The following is a 24,691-nucleotide window of genomic DNA, read 5'->3' as shown; positions in this document are numbered from 1 at the left end:
AATTTTATTCGCGCTGATCGGGATTGGTGGCAATCAGCTTCCGATGGAGGAGGATCCACGCGGCGCAGCCGCGAGCGCTCATCCGACCGACCGTCAGGAGCACATGTGACCACTTCCCTTCCGGTGAACCTCGAGCACGCGAGCGATATCCATCCCGACATCGACGTGCCGCTGATTCGAGACGCCATCCACCCGGAGCGGGCACTGTGGTCGGCTTCGCAACTACACCGGCTGACCAGCCTGGTGGCCGCGGAGCTGGCGACGCCGCTGCTGGACATCGTGCGCTTCGACGCCGAGCGGCGCTGGTGGAAGCGCTTGGCTCTGACCATGGGCGTCGAGCTGTGGCTGCTGTCCTGGGCGCCGGGGCAGGGCACCGCACCGCACGACCACGGCGGCGCGTCCGGCGCGTTCACCATGACCGTGGGCGAACTCAGCGAGGAATACGTGCATCCCGGCGGGACGGTGCGGAAGGCGGAACGGCGGGCCGGCGACACGATCGGATTCGGCCCCGATCGTGCGCACCAGTTGCGCAATGACAAGTCGTTGCCCGCCGCGTCCGTGCACGCGTACTCTCCCCCGCTGCGGCCGGTCCGGGAATACCGTACGCTGACTGACTTCGCAGGTTCGTCGGCGAGCGGAGTGAGTGCACGATGAGTACAGGCGCCGAGGACATGGTCGCGCAGGCCAGGGCGCAGCTGGAGCGGGTGGCGCCGGAACAGGCGGCCGCGTTGCAGTCCCAGGGAGGGCTGATCGTGGATATCCGGCCCCACGCGAACCGGAGCGCCGAGGGCGAGATACCGGGTGCGGTCGTGGTCGAACGGATCGTCCTGGAGTGGCGACTGGATCCGAACGGCGAACACCGGTTGCCGGGCATCACCCCCGACACGCCGGTGGTGCTCGTCTGCAACGAGGGCTACGCCTCCAGTCTCGCGGCCGCCGACGGGCTGCGGCTCGGGCTGCGCCGGGTGACCGATCTGGTCGGCGGGTTCCGGGCGTGGAAGGCGGCGGGCTTGCCGGTGGCGCCGGGCGGAACCCCGGCCGTGCCCTAGCCGGCCCGGCGGCGACGAAGCCGCGCCGCCGAACCCGTCAGTAGACGTACACGACCGCGTTCTCGCCGCCGCTGCAGGTGACGAGCGGCCCGTCGGGCTGACAATTCATGGTGTACGCGCGGCCGGTGACCGGGCTCGTCGCGACCACCGTGCGCGGTGCGTCGCGGGTGGCGTTCTGCGCCGAACCGAGTGCGGCATAGGCCTGGCGCACCTCTTCGGCGAACGCGCAGCTCGTCACGGCGGTGCCGGTCGCCGACTGGGTGAACGTCCCGGAGGAGGCATGGCCCTGGCCGCACGGCTTCGCGCCGGGGGGCAGCGTGACGGGAGTCTGCTTCGCTGAGCTGGACGTGGTCGGCGAAGCAGCGGTGCGGCTCGGCGCTTGGGCGCTTGGCCGCGTGGTCGCGGCGGGCGCCTCGCCGCGGTCGGCGGAGGAAGAGGTCGTCTCGACGCCGCCGGAGCCGAACGATTGCCACGCGATCGCGCCACCGACGGTCAGCGCGACGATCGCGAAAACGGCCACCATGATGGGTAGCGCGATCGAGCGCCCCGGGCGCGACGCGTCGTACGCGGCCTCGTCGTAATCGCCGTAATCGTCGTAGCCGTACTCGGGCTCCTCGCGGCCCAGTGGACGGCCGGTGCGCGCCGGGTAGTCACCGTGCGGCGGATAGTCGGTGCGTGCGGCGTGATCGCCCGGTCCGGCCGGCGTCAGGAACTGGGTGGGAGCCGAGTCCGGCGCGGGAAGGTAGTCGGGGGTGGCTTGCCGTGTAACCGATTCGGATAGCCGTCGATCCGGAGAGTGCGGGACCTCCGTGTAGTTCTCGACTCCCGGATGCGGCTCGGCATAACCCGGCGCTTCCGAATAAGCCCGCGGCATGTCGGAGTACGCCTGAACCGTGGTCGGTTCCGCGTACTTCTGCGTGGCGGCGGGATCCGCCTGCCCGAAGGCGTCCGGCTGTCCCGCGTACCCCTGCGCGGAATCGAAGGGGCCGGGTGCGGCGTAACCCTGCGGATACGCCTGCGTCGGCGGGGCCGGATACTCCGGCCCCTGCGAGTATCCCGCGGTCTCCAGATACGCCTGGGTTTCCGGATACAAGTGCGCGTCCGGGAAGGGGCGTATCGGAGGTAACTCCACCTCCGGCGTGTGCGGCGCACGCGGCCCCGCGTCCGCCGGCGGGAGCGGCGTGAACTGGAACTCCGTCGGCCGGACCACCGTCGGCGCGCTCGGATGGATCACCGCGGGCAGCGACAGCTCTCCCGTCGACTCCGGCGCGACCGCCGCACCCGCGGGCTCACCGGTGCGCGGGGACCGGTCGGGTGCGCGCACCACGAGCGTGGGCCCGGTGGCCGGCGCCGCGGCGAGGGCGGCGCGAGCGGCCCTGGCCAGCGCGGTCGCGGTAGGGAAGCGGTCGGCCGGATCCTTGGCCATACCGCGGTTCACCACCTCGTCCAACGCGACCGGGATACCGGCGGCCTGCGTGCTCGGCCGCGGCGGCGGATCGGACATGTGCGCCTTGATCAGCACGTTCATGCTGGCCGAGGGGAACGGCGTCGCTCCGGTCAGGCATTCGTGCAGCACGCAGGCCAGCGAATAGACATCGGCACGGCCGGTCACCGGCCCGACATCGAAACGCTCGGGAGCCATGTAGATGTAGGAACCGACGGCCATGCCGACCAAGGTCACCGCGCTGTCGCCCTCGGTGTGCGCGATGCCGAAATCGACGAGATACGCGAAATCCGCGTCGGTGACGAGGATGTTCGCCGGCTTCACGTCGCGGTGCACCAGATTGCTCGCGTGCGCGGCGTCCAGGGCCGAGGCGATCTGCTCGATGATGCCGACGGCGCGGGCGGGACTCAGCGGTCCCTGACCGCGCAACAAGGTGCGCAGGTCGACGCCCCGCACCAGCCGCATGTCGATGAACAGCACCCCATCGATCACGCCCCAGTCGTGGATCGGGATGACGTGCGGTTCGGCCAGCCGCGCCGCAGCCTGCGATTCGCGACGGAAACGCAGCTGGTACATCGGGTCTTTGGCGAGTTCTTCGGAGAGCAGCTTGACCGCGACCACCCGGTCCTTGACCGTGTCGTAGGCCTCGTAGACCTCCCCCATCCCACCCTTGCCCAGCAACGATCGCAGTTCGTACGGCCCGAACCGCGTGCCGGTTCTCGGCCCAGGTTCCTGCACCCGTCATCCCTCCGCATCCCGGGCAGGGATCGCACACCGGGATCACGCGGTCCGCGACCGGAGCCTGCCCGTCACAGAGTGGATTCTCCGGGTGTCACCACCCCGTGGTCAAACGCGAACACGATGGCCGCGGCCCGATCCCGCAGCTCGAGCTTCCCGAAGATATGTCCCACATGACTTTTCACGGTCACCTCCGAGATGCCGAGTTCACGAGCGATCTCCGCGTTCACCCGGCCGCGACCGATCAGTACGAGCACCTCGTACTCGCGTGCGGTCAACTCGGACAGGCGCGCGTCGGTGGGGGTGCGCACCGGACGCACCGTGCGGTAGGCCGACAGGACGCGGCCGGTCACCGCCGGGTCGAGCCAGGCTCCGCCGCCCGCGACCGTCCGCACCGCGCGGATGAGGTCCTCGGCGGGCGAGTCCTTGAGGATGAATCCGGCCGCGCCCGCGCGCAGCGCCCCGGACAGCAACTGGTCGTCGTCGAAGGTGGTGAGCACCAGAACCGGCGGAGCGCCGTCGCGCGTCCGCAGCGTCCTGGTCGCATCGATGCCGCCGACCCGTTTCATCCGCAGGTCCATCAGCACCACGTCGGGGCGCGCCTGCGCGACGGCGGCGGGGACTTCGTCGCCGTCGGCGCACTCGGCGACCACGAATCCGTCCCGTCGGCGCAGGATGCGCCGCAGACCGCCGCGCACCAGCTCCTGGTCGTCCACCACCAGCACGGAGACGGCGTCGTCACCGCTCGCGGGCGAGGTCACGCTCACTCAAGAACCCTCTCGTCCGGTGGTGGCGCCCGGTAGCACCGAGCACGAGAATCCGCCGCGCCCCGGCGCGAGCGGAATGCCCGCCCGCACCGACCAGCCGCGGCCGGACGGACCCGCGGTCATCCGTCCGCCGAGCAGTTCGGCGCGCTGGCGCATGCCGGACAACCCCATGCCGGCGCCGCGCTGGGCCGGCAGCCCGGCGGGCACGGTGTTGTCCACCGTGAGGGTGACCACCGTCGCGTCCACCGCGAGCCGGACCCTGGCCGACGCCCCGTACGCGTGCTTGACGACGTTCGCCAGCGACTCCTGGCCGATCCGGTACAGCGCGAGCCCGACCGCCGGTGACACCGCGCCGAGATCGCCCTCGCGGTCGTAGCGCACGTCCAGGCCGGCTCGCACGAAATCGCCGACCAAGTCCTCGATGTCCTCCACGCCCGGTTCCGGGACCTGCTTCCAGGGTCGCGCGTCGAGCAGGCCGACCGTGCGGCGGATGTCGGCCATCGCCTGCCTGCCCAGCCGCTCGGCGTCGGTCAGCGCTTCCACGGCCTCCTCCACGTCGCGGTCGGTCTCCAGCGCGTGCCGGGCGGCGGTGAGGTGCAACAGGGTGACGCTCAGCGAGTGCGCGATCACGTCGTGCACCTCCCTGGCGATCCGGTGGCGCTCCTCGTCGGCGGCCTGCGCCGCGCGAATGTCCTGGTATCCGCGTTCCTGGTAGAGGAAGCGACGCTGATATTGCAACATCAGCCCGGCCATCCAGCCGAACGCGATCCCGACCAGATAGGTGGGCAGCCCCTCGGGCACGTGGCCGATCGCGTCGAAGGCGACCAGCTGCAGCATCATCGCGACCGTCACCGGGATGCTCACCCGTTTCGGCGCGATCGCCGCGATCTCCCCCGCGGCGGCCACCAGCACGAACGGCGCGAAATCGGCGGCGACCGGCTGGGCGAGGAACAGCGCCTCGGCCGCCATGGCGAGCACGCCGAGCAGCAGCGGGCGCGGCAGCACGCCGAGCAACGCGTGCAACGGCCCGAAGGCGCAGGTCAGCAGGACCGCGATCACCGGAAGCAGGGTCGGGAAGTAGCTGTGCCGCTGCACGGCGGCCGCGACCGCCACGGCGAGGACCGCGACATCGACGCTGACGATGACCGACGGCGGATAGTCGTAGGGCAGCTCCTCGACGCTGCGCCGGAAGGACGCGACCGGATCGCGCGCGAACTCGGCGCACCGTTCGCGAACGCGCCGCATCGAGGCCCGCACGCGGCCGTCGCGCGGCGTACCGGGCGGTGCTTCGGATACGCCGGTCGAACCCATTCTGTAAGGCTAGCCGCCGTATCCGGGCCGGTACATCGTCCCGCGAGCGGGCCGCCGCTCCTACCGTGGGCGGAGACGCATTCGGGTCCCTGGCACGACGACAACAAGACGGTCGCGTCCGTAGCGTTGGCGGTAGTTCACAGAGGAAGGCGAGGGCCATGTCCTGGACGGATCAACACGCTCGAACCGACATCGTGCACGCCGTGCTCACCCGCGCGGCGCTCGACCCGGCCGATCCCGACCTGTTCGAGGGGTTCTCCGAGCTGGATCGGCTGTTCGGCGGCGCGGACGGACTTCTGCTCACGCTGCGCTACCGGTGGGACCTGCATTTCGCCGCGAAACTCGACCAGGGGCTGACGGCGATGGAGGCATATCTCGAGCTGGCGGCCGAGCAGCCGGTGCTGCGCGCGGTGCTCGACGCACAGTATCGTCGCCGCAAACTCGCGTCGGAGGCCATGGCGCGGTAACGCGCGACGAGGAACGAAGAGATTTGATCGACCGTACGGAGCGGGGGACGACGATGCCGGAACCGGCGATGCTGGAACTATCGGGCGTGACGAAGGAGTATCGGGTCGGCGGGCAGGCGGTCCGCGCGCTCGACGACGTCGGATTGCGCATCGAGACAGGGGAATTCACCTCGATCATCGGGCCGTCCGGGTCCGGCAAGAGCACCCTGCTGCATTTGCTCGGGGCGCTGGACAGCCCCGATGCGGGCTCGATCCGGTTCCGGGGCGAGGAGATCGGCGCGCTCGACGAGGAACAGCAGTCGGAGTTCCGGCGGCACCAGGTCGGTTTCGTATTCCAGTTCTTCAACCTGCTGCCCACGCTGTCGGCCTGGGAGAACGTGGCGATACCGAAGTTGCTGGACGGCACGGGTTTGCGCAAGGCCAAACCGCGCGCCCTGGAGTTGCTCGACCGGGTGGGCCTGGCCGAGCGGGCCGAGCACCGTCCGGCCGAGTTGTCCGGCGGGCAGATGCAGCGGGTGGCGGTGGCGCGAGCGCTGATCATGGACCCGCCGCTGATCCTGGCCGACGAGCCCACCGGCAACCTCGACTCCAAGACCGGCGCGGCGATCCTCGAGCTACTCGGGGAGATCGCCGGATCGGGCAGTTCGGTGGTGATGGTGACCCACGACATGGGCGCGGTGACCTACTGCGACCGGGTGATCACGCTGCGCGACGGGCGGATCGGCTCCAACGACAAAGTCGAGCGGACGGTCAACGCGTGAGCGGTCAGGCCTGGAGGCGGCAGCGGAGCGTGACCACGCAAGGCCCCGCTCACGCGAGAAAGGACACAGCGTGAGCGGTCAGGCCTGGAGGCGGCAGCGGAGCGGGGGGCGGATCGGCGCCGCGTGGGATCGCCTGCGGCTGTTCAATATCGGCGAGTTGCTCGCCCATCGCGGACGCACCGCGATGTCGCTGGTCGTGATGGGCGTCTCGGCGTCGCTGCTGGTGGCGGTGCTGAGCATCTCCGGCTCGGTCACCGGCTCGGTGGACAAGCTGACCCGCGGCCTGGGCGGCAAAGCGCAGCTGGAGGTCAGCGGCATAACCGACGCCGGTTTCGACCAGCAATTGCTGAGTCGGATCGCGGCCACACCGGGCGTCGGGGTGGCGGTCCCGATGCTGCGGGTGCAGGTCGGCACCGGTGCCGAGCGCGCGCTGCTGATCGGAGCCGATTCGAACATCGGCGCGCTGGGCAGCGAATTGACCACGCCGATGAGCGCTTTCACCGGGAAGTTGCTCTCGGTGCCCAACGGGGTGCTGGTCGGCACGGGGCTCGGCCGGGCCGAGGGCGAACAGTTCCAACTGGGCGGCACGACGGTGACGGTCGCGGGTGTTCTCGACGAGGAGACGTCCCGCAAGCTCAACGGCGGTCACCTCATCGCCGCTCCGCTCGGGCTCGCGCAGAAGGTCACCGATCGCGCGGGACGGCTGGATTCCGTGCAGATCATTCCCGCCGAGGGCGCCGATCTCGCGCAGGTGCGCGCCGCGCTCACCGAAGCGGTGGACGGGCGCGCGGTGGTGGCCGAGCCGAGTCTGCGCACCGCGCAGGCGGGCGGGGCGATCCAGATCGTCCGCTACTCCACCACCATGGCGTCGGCCGCGGCGCTGATCGTGTCGGCGTTCCTCATCTACAACGCGATGAGCATGGCGATCGCCCAGCGCAGGCCGATGCTGTCGCTGTTGCGCGCGATCGGCGGCAAACGCGGCCCGATGGTGCGCGACTTGTTGGCCGAGGCGGCGTTGCTCGGTGTGCTGGGCGGCGCGGTCGGCGCGGCGCTGGGCGTGTTCATGGGTAGTGTCGCCATCGGCACGCTGCCCACCGCGATCGTGCAGTCGGTGGAGGCCCGCACCGAATACGCGGTGCCCTGGTACGTGATTCCGTTCGCGGTCGTGGCGTGCGTGCTCACCAGCGTGCTCGCGGCGGCGCTCGCCGCGCGCCAGGTGTACAAGGTCCAGCCCATCGAGGCGCTGGCTCCGGTCGGGGCCGCCCGGACCGATACGGCGAGCCCCGTGCTGCGCTGGCTGGCCGTGGCGGCAGGCGCCGGGCTCGCCGTGACCGCGGTGTTCATCGCGAGCAGCGATCTCGGCCGCTACTCGCTCACCGCCATCTCGATGTCGTTCATCGCCGCGATCCTGCTCTGTTTCGCCGCCACCGGCCCGATCGTGCGGGTCGCGGCGGGGGTCGCGCGCTGGTTCCGCGCTCCCGGCGCACTGGGCGCGACCACTCTGGAACGCTCGCCGCGGCGAGTGTGGGCGACGGCGATGACGGTGATGATCGGCGTCGGGGCCACCGTGGGCATGAGCGGCGCCTCGAGCAACATGATCGACTCGGCCACGGTCACTTTCACCGACCTGGCCCGCAACGACGTCTACGTCAGCCCCGCGTCGATGGCGCAGTTCCCCACCGGGCCGCTGCTGCCCGCGGATCTGGCCGGCAAGCTCGCGGCGGTGCCCGGCGTCACGCATCTCAGCCCGGCGCAGATGGCCTTCGCCACGCTGGGCGGCAGTCGCGTGATGCTGCAAGGGTTTCCGCCGGATGCCAGACAGACGCGGATGCGCATGCTCACCGACGAGTCGGTCGCCCGCTTGTCGGCCGGGGAGGGGGTGGCCATCTCCCGTGACGTGGCGCGCGCACTGGGCGTCGACGCGGGCGCGGACCTGACCCTGCCGACGCCGACCGGCCCCCGTACCGTGCGGGTGCTGCAGGTGATTCCGTACTTCTCCGCCATCGCCGGCGTGGTGATGATGGACCTGGATTTGATGCGCAGCTGGTACCAGCGGCCCGGCGAGACGGTCATCGCCGTCGACATCGCACCGGGCGCCGATCGCGCGGCGGTGTTCGCGGCCATCCGGCAGGTGGTGCCGCCGGAGCTGAACGTGGACACCGGCGCGGACACGGTGACGGCCGCGTCGTCGAGCATCCGGCAGGGCATGGCGATGAGCAACGCCATTCTCTGGATCGTGGTGCTGGTGGCCACGGTCGCGTTGCTCAACACGTTGATGCTCTCGGTGCTGGAGCGCCGCAGGGAACTCGGCGTGCTGCGCGCCATGGGCACCGGGCGCAAATTCTTGATGCGGTCGGTGCTGGCCGAGGCCGCCGGGATCGGAGTCGTCGGCGCGTTGCTGGGTCTGGCGCTCGGCGCGGCGGTGCAGTTCCTGGGCACCGTCGCCCTCGGGCACGCCTTGACCATCGACGTCGACTACCAGCCGAGCCCGATGCTGCTGGTCTACGGAATCGTCGCGCTGGCGCTGGCGCTGCTCGGATCGATTCCGCCCGCGTTGCGCGCGGCCCGGCTGCCGATCGTGGAGGCGCTCGCGGTCGACTGAGCGTTCACAGCGGCAGCTCGGCGAACCACGTCTTGAATTTCGCCGAGGTGATGCCGAATCCGGAACTCGGATTGCTGTCGGTGAGCGTCACCGTGGCGAACAGCAGGTAGCTCGACCGGGCCGGGTCGTCGGCGAAGTCCACCACGAGGTAGCCGTCCGGCAGCCCGCCGCCCTTCTCCTGCCAGCGGTAGGTCGAATACGTCTTGCCACCGTTGCGTTCGGTGGCCGCCGTGTTCGAGGGGAGGTCCCGCACCGCGGCCTGGGCGTCCTGCGGCGACTTGAAGCCGATGAGGACGTAGTCGGGCTCGGCGATCGGCGTGCCCCAGCAATTCCAGGCCTTCGACCAGTTCGGGAAGTCGGGGACGCCGTTGGTGCTGGACACCTTGCCGCCCGGCTTGGCGGTGCCGAGGAAGCAGGTCTTACCGCGATAACCCGGGCCGGAGCCGATGTCGTATTTCGTGTCGACGCCTTGCGGTAGCAGCTCCGGGAACGCTTTGGCGAGCTTGTCCGCGTCCGACGGCCCCGCCGGCGTCTTGGGGCTGGTGTCCAAGGGCGACGCGGAATCCGAGAATCCGATCTTCGCGACGACGATGCCTGCCCCGACCAGCAGTGCCACGATCACCAGCACGATCGTCACGATGAGGCCGGTGTTGGAGCGAGCTTGCGCCGGATAGCCGGGCGGCTGGTGGGGCGGATACCCGATCGGCGGCGGAGTGGGGGCGGAAAGCGGCGGCGCCGCGGGGTAGCTCGGCTGGGGAGTTGCTGCGACGAAACCATTGGACGCCGGGAACGGCTGCCCGCCGGTCGGATTCGGGTTGTACTGCGGTGGCGCGGTGTAGCCCGCGGACGCCGTGGGAACGTAGGTCGGCTGGCTTCCCTCCGGCCCGGGGTACGCCGGTTGCGCGAGGACGGTAGGCGCGGGCTGCGGCTGGTACTGCGCGGCCACCACTGTCGGAGCGGGCTCGGTGAGCGCTCGCCGTGCCGCGGTGGCGAATTCGACGCAGGAGGCGAAGCGGTCGTCGGGCCGCTTGGCCATGGCCTTCGCGATCACCGCGTCCAGTGCGGGCGACAGGCCCGCGCGCCGGGCCGCGACGGAAGGCGGCGGCAGCTGGAGATGCCCGCGGATGATGTCGGCCGGTGCGGGGGCGTCGAACGGGGCGATGCCGGTCAGCAGCCAGTACAGCGCGCAGGCCAGCGAGTACTGATCGGAGCGGTGGTCCAGGTGCGCGCCGGTCATCTGCTCGGGTGAGGCGTAGGCGAGCGTCGCGGTGAACATGCCGGTCTGGGTGAGGTGAGTGGAATCCTCGCGCAGCCGTGCGATCCCGAAATCGGTGAGGAACACTCGCTCGCCGTGGCCGCCCACCGCGCGCGCCAGCATGATGTTCGCGGGCTTGACGTCCCGGTGCAGCACGCCCATGCCGTGCGCGTAATCCAGTGCGGACGCGACGCCCTCGACGATCTGCACGGCCCGTTCCGGCGGCAGGGTCAGCGGGTTCACCGTCGCCGCGTCGACGCCGTCGACGTACTGCATGGAGATCCACAGCTGCTCGTCCTCGGTGCCGCGGTCGTACACCGCGACGATGTTGGGATGATCCAGCTGCGCCGCCAGATCGGCCTCCCGCTCGAACCGGGCCCGGACCTCCGCGTCGGTGAACAACTCCCGGTTGAGCAGTTTGAGCGCGGTCTGCCGCGGCAATCTGGGGTGACGGGCGAGATACACCGATCCCATGCCGCCCTGGCCGAGCAGCTTCTCTATGGTGAACCCGGCGAACACCGCACCGCTGTTGAGCAACACGCCCCCTTCAGGTGACCGCGGCGGCCGGACGTGACATCCGGGCGCCATACCGATCCTGGAGCCTACCGGGTGACGCCGTGGCCACGGGGTTTCGAATTCTCCGGGAAGATCGGCAAAACTATGTTCGAGACATCGTGCCGTCGACGCCGCCGCGCGCCGCGGCGATGTCTCTCGTCCGGTCACCGACCGGACGGGCCCGATGAGCTATTTTGCACCGCCGAGAAGTAGTGACCGCGTCACCGGTGGTGGGGAGGACTCGGTGGTGAGGTCGACGAGATCCGCTGCGACGTATCGGTCGGCGCTACGCGCCGGTGCGATGGTGGTGCTGCTCACGCTGACCTCGTGCACGCTGTTTCCCGGCGACAAGCGCGCCGCCGACTCCCCGGCCGTGGTCGTCGACACCGCCGGAGCCTGGCGGCCCAACCTCGCGGTGTCCATGCCGGACTCGCTGGCCGCCGACTTCACCCAGTTGCAGCCGCAGCTGGCCGGCCAGGTCGGCATGGCGATCATGCCCGTGGGCGGCGGCCGGATGACCGTCTTCGGCGACTGGGTCAGCGGCATCGCCTGGTCCACCATCAAGGTGCCGCTGGCGATCGCGGCGCTGCGGCACGACTCCCAGGAAGAGGTCCTGCACGAGGTGGAGGCGGCCATCACGTGGTCGGACAACGACGCCGCCGAGGCGCTGTGGCAGTCGCTCGGCGACGGGCTGGAAGCGGCCAAGGCGGTCCAGGACGTGATCGACGAGGCGGGCGATGCCACGACCGGTGTGGCGGGCCCGCGCACCACCCTGGACTACACCTCCTTCGGCGGGACCGAATGGACGCTCGCCAATCAGGCGCGCTTCGCCTCCCGGTTGCCCTGCCTGCCCGAGTCCTTCCACGTCACCGAGCTGATGACGGAGATCACCCCCGAACAGGCGTGGGGGCTGGGCGTGCTGGAGGGCACGGCGTTCAAGGGCGGTTGGGGACCCGACGACGTGACCGGCGTCTACACCGTCCGCCAGTTCGGCCTGGTCCCGGTGCGGTCCGGCACGATCGCCGTGGCCATGGCGGCGACGGCCGATTCCGGCAGCTTCGAGGACTCCACCACCATCCTCAGCCGGATGGCGCGGATGCTGGGCCGTCATCTCGGCGAACTGCGCGGCGGCTCCTGCCCGCCGCTGTGAATCCGGCTCAGCCCGGGGTGACCAGGCCGCTCTCGTAGGCCAGCACCACCGCCTGCGCCCGGTCACGCAGGTTGAGCTTCGAGAAGACCTTGGAGACATGGGTCTTCACGGTCTGCTCGGCCACGAACAGGGTTTCGGCGATCTCGGCGTTCGACATGCCTTTCGCGATCAGTTCGAGCACTTCCCGCTCGCGGGGAGTCAGCGCGTTCAGCTGCGGCGCCGGCTTGGCCCGGGCCGCGCTGCGGCGACGGGTGACGTCGGCGATGAGCCTGCGGGTGACCGTCGGCGCGAGCAGCGCCTGGCCGTCGGCGACCACGCGCACCGCGCGCACCAGTTCCTCGGCGGGCGCGTCCTTGAGCAGGAACCCGCTGGCGCCCAGGCTGAGCGCCTCGTAGACGTAGTCGTCGATGTCGAAGGTGGTGAGCATCAGCACGCGCACCGGCGGGTCGAACCCGGCCGCCAGGATGGCGCGGGCCGCGTCCAGCCCGTTCATCTCCGGCATGCGCACATCCATCAGCACGACATCCGGGCGCAGCCGCTTCGCCTCGGCCACCGCGGCCTTCCCGTCCGCCGCGTCGCCCACCACGCTGATATCCGGCTGCGCCGCGAGCAGCGCCCCGAACCCCTGCCGGACCATCGCCTGGTCGTCGGCGATCAACACCGTAATTGCCACCCGCTCACCCTAATTGCCCCCCACGACTGCGCGGCGGGCCGATGCTCAGCGACCTGGTTCGGCGTGCGCGGCACCGACGACGGCGGCCGGGGCTTCGGGCGCGGTGAGCGGGAAGCGCGCGTGGACGCGGAAACCGCCGTCCGCGCGCGGTCCCGCCGTCACTTCGCCGCCGACGGCCAACGCTCGCGCCTGCATGCCCGCGATGCCGTGGCCGCCGTTGCCGACCGGCCGGGCGGGCGTCGCGCCCGGACCGTTCTCGACGTCGAGCAGCAGCTCCGCACCGCACGCGATGCGCACCTCGACCGGGGCGCCGGGTGCGTGCCGGGAAGCGTTGGACAGCGATTCCTGGGCGACACGATAGAGCGCGAGGCCGGTCGTCTCCGGGATCGTGTCCAGGGTTCCGTCGACGGTCCACTCGATGCGGACACCCGCGCGTCGCGCAGCTTCGAACAGGGTGATCACGTCCGCGGCCTTCGGCTGGGGCGCGTGCTCGGGCAGCTGGCCGTCGCTGCGCAGCACGCCGAGCATGCCGCGGATCTCGTTGAGCGCTTCGCGCGCCGTGGCGCCGATGGACTCGAACTCGGCGCGAGCGGCCGGGGTGACGCCATCCACCCGGTACGGCGCGGTCTGCGCCTGCACCACCACCAGGGACATGTGGTGGGCCACGACGTCGTGCAGGTCGCGGGCGATGCGCGCCTTCTCCTCCAGGATGGCGCGGCGGGCCCGCTCGAGTTCGTTCTCCTCCTCCTGGCGCACCAGCTGCCGCCGCGACAGCACCAGCCAGCGGATCAGCAGGCCGAACAGCACCAGCGCCGCCAGCGCGATCGGCCAGCCCCACGCGGCGTTGGCCAACGCCTCCCCTTCGCCGGGCATTGTGGTCGCCAACAGCAGCGCCGTCGCCGCCCAGGCCACCGCGACGATCTGCCCCGGGGCGCGCACCGCCACCGCGAACAGCGACACCAGCAGGCACAGCAGGTGGACGACCTGGAACGGCAGCTCGTTGTTCGGTTGATGCGGGATCGCCAGCGCGATCACCAGCGCGGAGCCCGCCGAGATGGCCCAGCCCAACGCCGGGTTGACGCGCACCAGCAGCACCGGGAACGCGGCCAGCGCCGCGATGAACGGCTGCGCCGCGGCGGGCACCGCGTGGGTCAGGTGCAAGGTCGGCCAGGCGACCGCGTACCAGATCAGCGCGACCAGCACCGTGCCGAGGTCGAACCAGGTCCGCGCGTCCAGCCGTCGCGTCCAGGCGCGAGTTTCTCGGTTCATGCCTACGACCCTAGGAACTCCCGGTTCACCGCGACTCATACCCACGGGTGATTTCCGGCCCGATACCCCGGTGCGAGACGGGCACGGCGGCTCCCCCGGCGGCGCGGCACGGGAAACGTCCCCGGGCGTGAGGCGGCCGCCGGAAACGACTCCCTAACGTCGTCGCCATGAGCACACCGACCAGCGCCGGGCGCGAGACCCGGTCCGCCTCGGCCGCAGGAGCCCGAAACCATTCCACCGCAACCACTTCCATCACCGCGCCGACGCGGCGCTATGCGGCGCTCACCGCGGCGGCGCTGACTGCCATGGCGGCGACGGCGTTTCTCGCCCCCGCCCAGCAGGCCGCCGCGGCCGCCGCGCCGATCGAGAGCGCGCAGGCGAGCGCCGCGATCGCCGAACTGGCCGCGGGCACGCCCGACGCGCTCACCGCGATCCCGGCGGACTTCGTCGCGTCGTTCGGCTACCGGCCGAGCACGGTGGACGGGGTGCTGGTCAATCCGCGCGGCGACTGCTCGTCCCCGGTGACGCTGCCGGTCGAGTTCGATACCGCGTGCAAGGCCCACGACCTCGGCTACGACCTGCTGCGCTACGCCGACCAGCGCGGCGAGCCGCTGGGCCCGTGGGCGCGGCAGGCCCTCGACGCGACGCTGGACCGGCAGATGCACCAAGCCTGCGCCGCCCGTGTGGACTCCTTCTCCCGCGCCCGCTGTGATGCGATGGCCTCGATCGCGCACACCGCCGTCGACTTGAACTCGCGGCGGCAGGACTACGGCGCGCCTGTGGTGGAGCCCTTGCTCGACACGGCGGACACCGGACCCGCGACGAGCGGTGTGCTGCTCGGCGTGCTCGGCGCCGGAATCGCCGGGCTGATCGCGGCCCTCGTCGTGCGCAACCGCCGCCGTGACCCCGCGCCGGTGGCGGGCATGCCGCATTCCGACGCGGCGGTACGACCATGACCTCGCTCGTCTCGAAGTTCCTGGATCGGCGCAGGCGGGTCGCCGTGGCGATACGCCGGGTCGCACCGCCGCGGATCGGCACGACGCTCGGCATCGGCACCGGTGTGCTGGCTTCCCTGGCGCCCGGACTGCTCCCTCGCGCACCGAGCGCGCAGGCCGCGCTGACCGGGCTCCTCGCGGCGCTCACTCTCGGTGTGGCCGGGGTGCTGCGCGTCGTCCTGCGGCACTGGGGTTTCGACGTCAACCGGCGGCACGGGTGGTTGCGGCGGCCGTTGCTCATCGCGACGTCGGTCCTGGTGGTGGGTGCGGCGGCGAACGCGGGACACTGGCAGAACCGGCTGCGCGCCGCGATGAGCACGCCGCACATCGACACCGGCTACTGGCTGCGGTGCGCGCTCGGCGCTGCGTTGATCATCGGACTGCTCGTCGGCGCTGCCCGCTCGATCACCTGGACGTTGCGGAAGCTGGGCTGGGCGCGGGGCGTCTCGCTGGCCGCGGTCGTGGCGGTTCTGCTGTACCTCGTGGGCGTGCCCGCGGTGGTCGGATGGCGGGAGTCGGTGTACGCGAGCGCGAACGCGGAGGTGGACCCCGCGGTGATCCAGCCGGTCTCGCACCACGGGTCGGGCAGCGCCGAGTCGGCGGTGAGCTGGGCATCGCTCGGCTCGGAGGGACGCAAATTCGTCAGCGGCGCGCCGGGGCGGGCGGTGCGGGTCTACGTCGGGGTGGCCTCGGCGCCCGACCTGGACAGCCGCGTCGCGCTGGCGATCCGCGAGCTGGAACGGTCGGGCGGCTTCGCGCGCTCGCACCTGGTCGTCACGGTGCCCACCGGATCGGGCTGGATCGACGCCAACGCCGTGGCGGGTTTCGATCGCCGCTTCGACGGTGACGTGGCGCTGGTCGGGTTGCAGTACTCCTATCTCCCGAGCTGGGCGACGTTCGTGTTCGGCCGGGATGCGGCGGTGACGGCCGCGCGCAGTCTGTTCACCGCCGTCGAGCGCCACATCGCGGGGCTGGCGCACAAACCGAAGCTGTACCTCTACGGGCAGAGCCTCGGCGCGCTGGGCGGCAATGCCGTCTTCGGGGACGACGCCGAGCAGGACAGCCGGACCTGCGCGGTCCTCTGGGCGGGACCTCCGGCCAACCACGTGCATCGCGGCGGCGCGACGGTGCTGGCCAACAGTTCCGATCCGGTGATCCACTGGTCGCTGTCCCAGGTGTGGCGCGCGCCCGACCTGGACGGCGCCCGGGTCGACGCTCCGGTTCCGCAGTGGCTTCCGGTGATCAGCTTCGCGCAGACCACCGCAGACCTGCTCGCGGCGTTGCACGCCCCGCCGGGCCACGGCCACCGTTACGGCACCGATCAGGGCACGGCCATGGGGTCCTGCTGAGCCGTTCGGCGCGGCGCCCACACCCCGTCGGCGTAGAACATGTTCTAATTCGTGCATGGCCTTCGTCATCGACCTCGCCGCCGACATCGACGCCCCCGCCGAGCTGGTGTGGCAGGTGATCACCGACTTCCCGCGCTACGGCGAGTGGAATCCCTTCGTCCTGGAGTGCCGCAGTTCGCTGGCGCCCGGCGAGCCGATCGACATGCTCGTTCGAGTCTCCGGATCGAGCCCTCGCAAGCAGCGGGAGTGGATTCGCTCGCACACTCCGGGCCGTGAGCTCAGCTACTCGATGAAACCGGTACCCCCGGGCGCGCTGCACAGTCTGCGCTCGCACACCGTGACACCGCTCTCCGACGACCGCACCCACTACGAGTCACACTTCGAACTCGGCGGATGGCTGCATCCCGTGGTCGTCGCACTGCTCGGCAAGAACTTGCGCCGCGGCTTCGAAGGCATGACCGATGGCATCAAGGAACAGGCCGAGAAGCTGCGAGCATCCTGAGCCGAGCCGGTAGGCGTCGAACGGACCCGCGTGCCGGGCGACTCACGCCCGCAGATAGGCCAGCGCGGCATCGAGCGCGGCGTCGGCGTACGCCTCCGTGAGCCCGCCGAGCCCCAGCGACCACCGCATCTGCATCGGGCCGAGCAGCAGATCAGTGGCGAGTTCCAGGTCCAGCCCGGCGCGCAGTTCCCCGGCGGCGACGGCGGCGGCCAGCCGGTCGGCGACGGCGGCGCGCTGGGGCAGCAGCAGGCGCTCGCGGTACGCGACGGCCAGTTCCGCGTCTTGCTGGATCTCGATGTATATCGCCCGTAGAAAGGACTCGAAGCCGGGATCGGTGAGCGCGCCCACCGAACCGCGCAGCAGCAGGCGCAAGTCGGCCGCGACGTCGCCGGTGTCGGGCAGTGCGGGACCAGCCGGGCCGGAATCGGATTCGAGCATGGCGTCGAAGACGACCGCACCCTTCGACGGCCACCAGCGGTAGATCGTCTGCTTGCCCACACCCGCCCGGGCCGCGATGGCCTCGACGCTCAATTTCGCGTAGGACACCTCGCGGATCAGCTCGGCTGTCGCGGCAAGTATCGCCGCACGGGCACGCTCACTGCGGCGCGCGGCGGTCGGAGTATCGGCCATGCCCGCACCCTACCATTAAACGAGACGCAACGTCTCGTCTTGACACACGCAGATTCGCTTGGCATGGTTTCGAACGAGACGGAGCGTCTCGCGACGAAAGGATCTCTCTTGACCAGAACGTGGTTCATCACCGGTGCCGGCCGCGGGCTCGGCCGGGCATTCACGACGGCCGCGCTCGCGCAGGGCGACCGTGTCGTCGCGACCGCCCGCGACCCGGAGTCCCTGACGGACCTCGCCGACGACCGCCTGACCGTGCTGCCCTTGGACGTACGCGACCGCGAACATGTGATCGCCACCGTGGACAAGGCGTTCGCCGCGGCGGGCGCCATCGACGTGATCGTGAACAACGCGGGCTACGGCCTGGTCGGCGCCGTCGAAGAACTGACCGAAGCGCAGATCCGCGACCAGATGGACACCAATTTCTATGGGGCGCTCTGGGTTTCGCAGGCGGCCACGCCGCATCTACGCGCCCAGGGCTCCGGGCACATCGTGCAGATCTCCACGGTCGGGGCCGTGGGGAGCCTCCCGCTGTTCGGCCTCTACAACGCGAGCAAATGGGCACTGGAGGGATTCAGCGCCTCGCTCGCCGACGAGCTGCGCCCCTTCGGCATCCGGGTCACGCTCGCGCAACTGGGCGGCTTCGACACCGACTGGGCGAAGTCGAGCATGCGGTTCGCCACCGGCATCCCCGCGTACGCCGAGTTGCGCAGCGGCATCCTGGGCATGCCGGACTACCCAGCTGCCGACGGGGACATCGGGCACGCTTCCGCCGACTCGACCGACGCCCAGCCGCCGAGCGAAGCCGCCTCCGCCTCGGATGAACCCGCGCCGGACGCTACGTCGGGCACCGAGTCCGATTGGATCGAAGCACCGCCCGAAGTGGGCGCCGCGGGCTTGATCGCACTGGTGAACATGCCGAACCCGCCGCTGCGCAAGATCATCGGGCCCGGCGCACACCAAATGGTCGCGCTCGCCTTGGACCAGCGCCGTCGCGACTACGCCGACGACCCCGAATTCACCTGGCCGGCGTGACTATCTCGCGGAGCCGCCCGTTTTCGCGAACGAGCGGCTCCGCCGAACGTCAGGCGATGGGGCCGCGAGCCGCTTCGTAGGCCGCGCCCACCTTGTAGAGGCGGTCGTCGGCGAGAGCGGGGGCCATGATCTGGAGGCCGACGGGCATGCCGTCGTCCTTGCTCAGGCCCGAGGGCACCGACATGGCCGGGTGACCCGCCAGGTTGGTCGGCAGGGTGCACAGGTCCGAGAGGTACATGGCCAGCGGATCGTCGACCTTCTCGCCCAGCTTCCACGGCGTGAACGGGCTGGTCGGCGAGACGAGCACGTCGACCTGCTCATAGGCCTTGTCGAAGTCGCGGGCGATGAGCGTGCGCACCTTCAGCGCCTGGCCGTAGTAGGCGTCGTAGTAGCCCGCCGACAGCGCGTAGGTCCCGATCATGATGCGCCGCTTGACCTCCGGGCCGAAACCGGCCGCACGCGTGGCCGCCATGACCTGCTCGGCGCTGTGCTGCCCGTCGTCGGCGACGCGCAGGCCGTAACGCATGGCGTCGAACCGCGCGAGGTTCGACGACACCTCCGACGGCATCACCAAGTAGTAGGACGAGAGCGCGTATTCGAAGTGCGGACAAGACACTTCGACCACCTCGGCGCCGAGATCCTTCAGCACCGCCACGGCGGCGTCGAAGGAGGCGAGCACGCCGGGCTGGTAGCTGTCGGAGTGCAGCTCCTTCACCACGCCGATCTTGACGCCGCGCAGATCGCCCTGTGCCCCGGCGCGCGCGGCGGCCACCACCGGCGGCACCGGTACGTCGCGCGAGGTGGAGTCGCGCGGGTCGTACCCGGCGATCACCTCGTGCAGCAGCGCGGTGTCCAGCACCGTCCGTCCGCACGGACCGCCCTGGTCCAGCGACGACGCGCAGGCGACCAGGCCGTAGCGCGACACCGTGCCGTAGGTCGGCTTGGTGCCGACGGTCGCGGTGACGGCGGCGGGCTGGCGGATCGACCCGCCGGTGTCGGTGCCGATGGCCAGCGGCGCCTGGTTCGAGGCCAGCGCCGCCGCGGAGCCGCCGCCCGAACCGCCCGGGACGCGGGTGGTGTCCCACGGGTTGCGGGTGGGGCCGTAGGCGGAGTTCTCGGTGGAGGAGCCCATGGCGAACTCGTCCATGTTGGTCTTGCCGAGGATCGGGATGCCCGCCGCGCGCAACCGCGCGGTGACCGTCGCGTCGTACGGCGACACCCACCCCTCGAGGATCTTCGACGCGCAGGTGGTCGGCATGTCCGTGGTGGTGAAGACGTCCTTGAGCGCCAAGGGAACTCCCGCCAGCGGCGAGGCGGGCGCGGCGCCCGAGCCGAGCGCGGCGTCCACCGCGGCCGCGGCCTCCAGCGCCTGTTCCCCCGCGACGTGCAGGAAGGCGTGGTACTCGCCGTCGACCTCGGCGATCCGGTCCAGGTGCGCCTGCGTCACCTCCACCGACGACAGCTCGCGGCCGTGGATCTTGTGGGCCAGCTCGGCCGCGGACAGCCCGGTCAGATCATGCCCGCCCGTCGCCCGGCCACCACCCCCCGTCGAATCGCGATGCGATGCTGCGTTCATTCGCCCTCTCCCAGGATCTGCGGCACCATGAACCGCTGTTCTTCCACCGCGGGCGCGCCGGACAGCGCCTCGCGCGGGGTCAGGCCCGGCACCACTTCGTCGGGCCGGGTCACGTTGGTCGCCGGGTTCGGCGACGCCGTGGCCGGGACGTCGGCGGCGGCGACCTCGGAGATGGTCCGCACGTGGCTCAGGATCGAATCCAGCTGTCCGGCGAACTGATCCAGTTCGGCATCGGACAGCGCGAGCCGGGACAGCCGGGCGAGGTGTGCGACCTCGTCGCGGGAGATGGCGGGCACCGCGGGACCCCTTTCGGCTTCGTTATGAACAGTGCTCAACCCACACAGCCTAGCCACCGGCGACCAGGTCGCCGTGCGGCACCCGCGCTTCACCGGCGCGGCGGCGCGAGCGTCGGCCCGCAGGCCCCCGGCAACCCCCTCCAGCCCGCGACACGTCCACTCGCACCAGCCCGACACGCCGCCTTCGCGCGAATTCACCGAGTGGCGTGTATCACTGGACCACCTTCGACTCGATAACCGGCCGTAAGGGGTGTAAGTATTGCGTCACCCGGGTATTCGTTCTCCAGCCTCGGCCGCCCTAAGAAAGGAAACGCACGTGTCGTATCTGCTCCGCGTGCAACTTCCGGATCGACCGGGAAGCCTCGGCGCTCTCGCCCTCGCACTCGGCTCCGTCGGCGCCGACATCCTGTCCCTGGATGTGGTCGAGCGCGGCGCCGGCTACGCCGTCGACGATCTGGTCGTCGAGGTGCCCTCCGGCGCGCTCCCCGACACCCTCATCACCGCCGCGGAATCGATCGGTGACGTGCACGTGGACTCGATCCGCCCGTACTCCGGCGTGCTCGACACCCACCGCGAGCTCGAACTCATCGACCAGGTGGCCAGCGCCCGCGACGACCGGATGCAGGTGCTGGTGGACGGCGTGCCGCGGGTGCTGCGGGTCGGCTGGAGCACGATCATCGACATCGGGCCGCACGGGGCCTACCGCGTGGTCGGCAGCCCGAGCGCGCCGCAGACGCAGGCGGGTTCGGCGCCGTGGATGCCGCTGGAGAAGCCCAGCGTGCTCGATCCCGAAGGGGAGTGGGTGCCGGAGATCTGGCGGGACATGGACACCAAGCTGGCCGCCGCTCCGCTCGGCAACACCGGCAAGGTGCTGCTGCTCGGCAGGCCGGGCGGACCCGACTTCCGGCCCTCCGAGGTGGCCCGGCTGGGTTACCTCGCGGGGATAGTCGCCACCGTCCTCGGTTGATTCCCTCAGCGGCGCTGGAGCTTTTGCGCCGTCATCGCGTTCGTCCATCCGAATTCCGTGCATACCCCATCACGGCCCCGGCACGGTGACGCCACCCCCGATCGAGCCGGAAGGGATTCCACCCCGCAGGTCGCATTCTCGACTCGTGCGCTCGTTGCCCGGGCGGGTACGCGGCGCGTCCGCGGAGGAACCTAGGTCGGCTCGCCGGCAGGGTCGAGTGGCAGCCGGAGCACGTGCAGCAACTCCCCGGCACTGGTCCGCCAGTCGCGGCTGGGCACCGGGCGGAAGCCGAAGCGGTCGTAGATCCGGCGGGCGTCGACCATCGCCGGCATGGTGGTGAGGGCGACCGCAGCGCACCCTTCCGCCCGGGCGAGCTCGATGACGGTGCGCACCAACGCCGTTCCCGCGCCGAGTCCGCGTGCGGTCTTCGCGACGGCGAGCATGCGGAATTCCAGTTCACCCGGCAGCGCGATCTCCGCGTACGGATTCCCTGCCGGCGCGACCGTCAGGGAGCCGACGATCCGGTCCGCGTGCGTGGCAACCAGGATCCGGGCCGAGGCGGCGCGGCGAGCGGTGTCGGCCAGCTCGCCCGCGTACCAGCTGCCCGCCTCCACATAACCCTCGCCGACGTAGACCTCCACGGTCAGCTCACCGACCGCGGCGTACTCGTCCGGCCGTGCCGCCCGAACGACGACGCCCGCATCCCGCACATCCATACCCGGCATGATGCCATCGGCCGTAACGTGGGCTACGGCACATCCGTGCTCCTGCGGAGTAGCACACCGCGCCCCGTGCGGGCACACTGCTCACCTCTCGGCGAGCCCCCTGTGCCCTCCCCCGCCCCCAGCAGCGGACGACCGCTCAGCCGGGACGGGAGATCTGCCAGCGGTCCGGCTTGCCCGCCGGATAGACGACGGTGAGCAGATCGCCGGTCTGCGGCCAGGAACTCGTGTCCCAGACGAAGCGGCCGTACACGACCTTGCCCGCGACCGAGGGGCCGCTCAGATTTCCGGTGATGGTCACGTACTGCTCCCCGGGCGCGTCAGGGCGCGGGCTCACACCGGTGACGTACAGCGTCCCCTGCTCCGGACTCGCCGGCGCGTAGCCCCGCCTGCCACGGATGGCGAACACGATCAGCGACACCAGCACCGCGGTCAGGGTTACCAGCGCGACGAACTCCAGCATGTCCCCATGCTAGGTGCGCGTCACACCGGCGCGAGCTCGCTGGTGCCCTGCGCGGTGCGCCGGATGTGCCAGACCGACGTACGGGTGCGTTGCGAACGCCCGTTGCCCCGATCGATCAGCATCCGGTTGTTCGTCGTGAAGATCAATTGGGCGCCCCGCACGTTGGTCTCCGGATTCTGGAACAGCTGGATCAGCCGATCGGTCTCCTCGGCGGGCAGGCACGCGCCGATGTCGTCGACGGCGAGCACCCGGCCCGCGTCCAGCGCGTCGAGCATGGCGGGCAGCACCCGCAGCAACGACAGCGTGGCGGCGGATTCGTCAGCGATCTCGAACGGAGCGTCGATGCCGTCGTGCACCAAGTTCAGGCCGACGCCGCGCCGAGCCACCATCCGCGCGTACAGGGCGTCGCGCGCCGCCTTCAAGTTGGTCAGCTCGCGCTCGAGCAGCACGGGGGTCAGGCCGGTCTCGCGCAGGATCTCGTCGGCATGGCCGGGCGAGGTGGCGCACAGGTCGATCCGCTTGCCGAGGCCGGCGATGTCGGCGTCCAGTTCACGCAGGTAGTCCGCGTACATCGGGTCGTGCTCGGCGACGAGCAGGTCGGTGATGCCCAGCTCGGCCGTGCGCAGCAGCATCAGCAGCCGCGCCGCGTTGTCCGCCGAGCGGGAGACGTGGCTGCCCAGCCGGTGGGCGATGGCGTCGGGTTCGGCGGGACCGCGCTGCACTTCGAGCATGGACTCGAACCAGCGGTAGGCGGGCACGAGCGCGTCGGAGTACATCTGTCCGGCCAGGCTGAGCAGCAGGGCGTTCGGGCGCACCAGCGGAGCCAGCGCGGTGATCCCGTAGCGCGCCGCCTCGAACATCGGGCCGATCTTGATCTGTTCCCCGCTGCGCTCGAATACGATTCGTTTGCGCGAGCGTGGGTGGGTGTGCAGCCACTCCGCCGTCACGTCGGCGTTGTCCAGGCGGAAGCCGTAGGTGTAGGGCACGCCCTCGGCGACGAACGCCGCCACGAATTCCGAAGGCCGCTCCGGGAACCCGAGGTGCGGCGCACGCACCGGGCCCGCGTACGGATCCCATCCGGTCACCGAATGCAGCACCGCGTCGCGCATCTGCCCGAGCGCATCGATCAGGTTCGTCTTGCCCGCCGCGGCGCCGCCGTGCACGGCGGTCACCGGCACGGCCACCGGTCCGCTTCCCTTGGTGAGTCGCAACTCCTGCTCGTCGGCCAGCGATCTGTGATTGGTCACCTGAAAACTGCGCAGCATGCCGCCATACTTCCGTCCGCGCCGTGGCGAGGCGACATCAGCCCGGTGGCGTCCGCGATCCGCGCCGGGTGCTCGCCTCGATCCGGGTCCACGCGCACCGGGCTCGCACGGCGGATCGCCGCGCCATCGGATATCTCCGCCGCCGGGCCCTGATCACGACCGCTACCTGGTCGAACAGGTCTGTGACCGATGGATCGACAGTCGGCGGCACGGTACCCTGAGCGCATGACCGAGGCTTCGATCGCCTACCGCTGGACGCGCAGCGAGTTCCTGCGCGCGTGGGAGGCGGGCGCGTTCGACCATCGCGTCGAACTCGTCGAGGGGGAGGTATGGCCGGTGGTAATCGGTGACTGGCACGGGTTCACAGTCGGCCGGATCGTCGGTCGGCTGCCACGCGTCGGCGTCGAGGTGACCAATGCGACACTACCGACCGGTGAGTCATTGCCCGATCCGGACTGCTGGGCACTTCGCTCGGGCGCCGAGCCTGTCGATGTGATCGGCACCAAGTTGTCTGTGTGGGCAGCTTCCGATGTCCTCCTCGTTGTGGAAGTTTCGGACGAGACAGTGGTGCAGGATCTCAACCGCAAAGCGGACCTGTACAGCCGCGCCGGTTACCCGACCTATTGGGTCGTCACCAAAGACGTGATCTACGAGCACACCGAGCCGACATCGCAGGGGTACCGCACCCGAACCAGGTACCGTCCTGGCGACCACATTCCCGTCCATTACGCGGACACCACCATCGCCGTGGATGATCTGCTGTTCTCCCGGTAGCCCGGCGACCGTCACCGGGACAGCAGGTGCGATAGCGGGTTAGCATGCCTGCACGCTGCGGTTTCGCCGTGGCGTACTG

At 70.7% G+C, this 24,691-nt stretch carries 24 protein-coding genes; 12 read left to right on the top strand and 12 right to left on the bottom strand.

Annotated elements, in window-relative coordinates; translation table 11 throughout:
* Positions 1-105: 105 nt before the first annotated feature.
* The gene (locus QMG86_RS06805; RefSeq protein WP_281878359.1) at positions 106-654 is read left to right on the top strand and encodes a cysteine dioxygenase; all 549 of its coding nucleotides are present in this window, start codon (positions 106-108) and stop codon (positions 652-654) included.
* Positions 651-1,049: a rhodanese-like domain-containing protein gene (locus QMG86_RS06800; protein WP_281878358.1), complete on the top strand. Its 399-nt coding sequence runs from the start codon at positions 651-653 to the stop codon at positions 1,047-1,049. The genes QMG86_RS06805 and QMG86_RS06800 overlap by 4 nt, the downstream gene beginning before the upstream one ends.
* A gap of 37 nt (positions 1,050-1,086) precedes the next feature.
* Here QMG86_RS06800 and QMG86_RS33690 read toward each other — a convergent pair whose 3' ends face one another.
* The 3 genes from QMG86_RS33690 to QMG86_RS06785 form a co-directional block, all read right to left on the bottom strand.
* Positions 1,087-3,231 (bottom strand): serine/threonine-protein kinase, encoded by a 2,145-nt coding sequence (locus QMG86_RS33690; RefSeq protein ID WP_434086160.1) that lies wholly within the window; start codon positions 3,229-3,231, stop codon positions 1,087-1,089.
* Positions 3,232-3,302: 71 nt separating this feature from the next.
* Entirely contained in the window at positions 3,303-3,956 is a 654-nt protein-coding gene (locus QMG86_RS06790) for a response regulator (RefSeq protein WP_281880809.1), read from the bottom strand.
* Positions 3,957-3,998: 42 nt separating this feature from the next.
* Entirely contained in the window at positions 3,999-5,309 is a 1,311-nt protein-coding gene (locus QMG86_RS06785; protein WP_281878357.1) for a sensor histidine kinase, read from the bottom strand.
* A 158-nt stretch (positions 5,310-5,467) separates the two neighbouring features.
* Here QMG86_RS06785 and QMG86_RS06780 point away from each other — a divergent pair, with 158 nt between their 5' ends.
* The 3 genes from QMG86_RS06780 (at position 5,468) to QMG86_RS06770 (ending at position 9,139) form a co-directional block, all read left to right on the top strand.
* Entirely contained in the window at positions 5,468-5,776 is a 309-nt protein-coding gene (locus QMG86_RS06780) for a hypothetical protein (protein WP_281878356.1), read from the top strand.
* A gap of 53 nt (positions 5,777-5,829) precedes the next feature.
* Positions 5,830-6,537 (top strand): ABC transporter ATP-binding protein, encoded by a 708-nt coding sequence (locus tag QMG86_RS06775; RefSeq protein ID WP_281880808.1) that lies wholly within the window; start codon positions 5,830-5,832, stop codon positions 6,535-6,537.
* 70 nt (positions 6,538-6,607) lie between these two features.
* On the top strand, positions 6,608-9,139 hold the full coding sequence (locus tag QMG86_RS06770; RefSeq protein WP_281878355.1) for an FtsX-like permease family protein: 2,532 nt from the start codon (positions 6,608-6,610) through the stop codon (positions 9,137-9,139).
* Positions 9,140-9,143: 4 nt separating this feature from the next.
* Here the strand turns inward: QMG86_RS06770 and QMG86_RS06765 are convergent, their stop codons facing one another.
* Positions 9,144-10,934 (bottom strand): serine/threonine-protein kinase, encoded by a 1,791-nt coding sequence (locus tag QMG86_RS06765; protein ID WP_281878353.1) that lies wholly within the window; start codon positions 10,932-10,934, stop codon positions 9,144-9,146.
* 262 nt (positions 10,935-11,196) lie between these two features.
* Between QMG86_RS06765 and QMG86_RS06760 the strand changes: the two genes are divergently transcribed.
* Positions 11,197-12,099, top strand: a complete 903-nt coding sequence (locus tag QMG86_RS06760) for a serine hydrolase (RefSeq protein ID WP_281878352.1) — start codon at positions 11,197-11,199, stop codon at positions 12,097-12,099.
* A 7-nt stretch (positions 12,100-12,106) separates the two neighbouring features.
* On the opposite strand, the gene QMG86_RS06755 is transcribed toward QMG86_RS06760, so the two are convergent.
* Complete coding sequence (locus QMG86_RS06755) at positions 12,107-12,772, bottom strand: response regulator (RefSeq protein WP_281878350.1); 666 nt, start codon at positions 12,770-12,772, stop codon at positions 12,107-12,109.
* Positions 12,773-12,817: 45 nt separating this feature from the next.
* Entirely contained in the window at positions 12,818-14,041 is a 1,224-nt protein-coding gene (locus tag QMG86_RS06750) for a sensor histidine kinase (RefSeq protein WP_281878348.1), read from the bottom strand.
* A 167-nt stretch (positions 14,042-14,208) separates the two neighbouring features.
* Between QMG86_RS06750 and QMG86_RS06745 the strand changes: the two genes are divergently transcribed.
* From QMG86_RS06745 to QMG86_RS06735, 3 genes are read left to right on the top strand one after another with little or no spacing between them, the layout of a single operon-like run.
* Positions 14,209-14,997 (top strand): LPXTG cell wall anchor domain-containing protein, encoded by a 789-nt coding sequence (locus QMG86_RS06745; protein WP_281878347.1) that lies wholly within the window; start codon positions 14,209-14,211, stop codon positions 14,995-14,997.
* Positions 14,994-16,385: an alpha/beta-hydrolase family protein gene (locus tag QMG86_RS06740; RefSeq protein ID WP_281878346.1), complete on the top strand. Its 1,392-nt coding sequence runs from the start codon at positions 14,994-14,996 to the stop codon at positions 16,383-16,385. The genes QMG86_RS06745 and QMG86_RS06740 overlap by 4 nt, the downstream gene beginning before the upstream one ends.
* A 55-nt stretch (positions 16,386-16,440) precedes the next feature.
* Entirely contained in the window at positions 16,441-16,887 is a 447-nt protein-coding gene (locus QMG86_RS06735; protein ID WP_281878344.1) for an SRPBCC domain-containing protein, read from the top strand.
* A gap of 42 nt (positions 16,888-16,929) precedes the next feature.
* Here QMG86_RS06735 and QMG86_RS06730 read toward each other — a convergent pair whose 3' ends face one another.
* Complete coding sequence (locus QMG86_RS06730; protein ID WP_281878343.1) at positions 16,930-17,517, bottom strand: TetR/AcrR family transcriptional regulator; 588 nt, start codon at positions 17,515-17,517, stop codon at positions 16,930-16,932.
* Between the two features lie 108 nt (positions 17,518-17,625).
* Here QMG86_RS06730 and QMG86_RS06725 point away from each other — a divergent pair, with 108 nt between their 5' ends.
* A complete protein-coding gene (locus tag QMG86_RS06725; RefSeq protein WP_281878342.1) occupies positions 17,626-18,549 on the top strand; it encodes an SDR family NAD(P)-dependent oxidoreductase in 924 nt (307 codons plus the stop codon).
* Positions 18,550-18,598: 49 nt separating this feature from the next.
* Here QMG86_RS06725 and gatA read toward each other — a convergent pair whose 3' ends face one another.
* Positions 18,599-20,125: an Asp-tRNA(Asn)/Glu-tRNA(Gln) amidotransferase subunit GatA gene (gene gatA, locus QMG86_RS06720; RefSeq protein WP_281878341.1), complete on the bottom strand. Its 1,527-nt coding sequence runs from the start codon at positions 20,123-20,125 to the stop codon at positions 18,599-18,601.
* The gene (gene gatC, locus QMG86_RS06715; protein ID WP_063019684.1) at positions 20,122-20,421 is read right to left on the bottom strand and encodes an Asp-tRNA(Asn)/Glu-tRNA(Gln) amidotransferase subunit GatC; all 300 of its coding nucleotides are present in this window, start codon (positions 20,419-20,421) and stop codon (positions 20,122-20,124) included. Before gatC ends, gatA begins: the two co-directional genes overlap by 4 nt.
* Positions 20,422-20,737: 316 nt before the next feature.
* Here gatC and QMG86_RS06710 point away from each other — a divergent pair, with 316 nt between their 5' ends.
* Entirely contained in the window at positions 20,738-21,388 is a 651-nt protein-coding gene (locus QMG86_RS06710) for an ACT domain-containing protein (protein WP_281878340.1), read from the top strand.
* Positions 21,389-21,579: 191 nt separating this feature from the next.
* On the opposite strand, the gene QMG86_RS06705 is transcribed toward QMG86_RS06710, so the two are convergent.
* From QMG86_RS06705 to QMG86_RS06695, 3 genes are all read right to left on the bottom strand, one after another.
* Positions 21,580-22,113: a GNAT family N-acetyltransferase gene (locus QMG86_RS06705; protein ID WP_281878339.1), complete on the bottom strand. Its 534-nt coding sequence runs from the start codon at positions 22,111-22,113 to the stop codon at positions 21,580-21,582.
* A gap of 136 nt (positions 22,114-22,249) precedes the next feature.
* Positions 22,250-22,573, bottom strand: a complete 324-nt coding sequence (locus tag QMG86_RS06700; protein WP_281878338.1) for a hypothetical protein — start codon at positions 22,571-22,573, stop codon at positions 22,250-22,252.
* Between the two features lie 20 nt (positions 22,574-22,593).
* The gene (locus tag QMG86_RS06695; RefSeq protein ID WP_281878337.1) at positions 22,594-23,838 is read right to left on the bottom strand and encodes an AAA family ATPase; all 1,245 of its coding nucleotides are present in this window, start codon (positions 23,836-23,838) and stop codon (positions 22,594-22,596) included.
* Positions 23,839-24,063: 225 nt separating this feature from the next.
* Between QMG86_RS06695 and QMG86_RS06690 the strand changes: the two genes are divergently transcribed.
* Positions 24,064-24,612, top strand: coding sequence for a Uma2 family endonuclease (locus tag QMG86_RS06690; protein WP_281878336.1), 549 nt, complete (start codon positions 24,064-24,066; stop codon positions 24,610-24,612).
* The last annotated feature ends 79 nt before the right edge of the window (positions 24,613-24,691 follow it).

Origin of the sequence: Nocardia sputorum (assembly GCF_027924405.1) — a bacterium.
Lineage (GTDB): Bacteria > Actinomycetota > Actinomycetes > Mycobacteriales > Mycobacteriaceae > Nocardia > Nocardia sputorum.
Note: the sequence above shows the minus strand (reverse complement) of the source record. Positions and strands in the feature narration are given on the sequence as shown.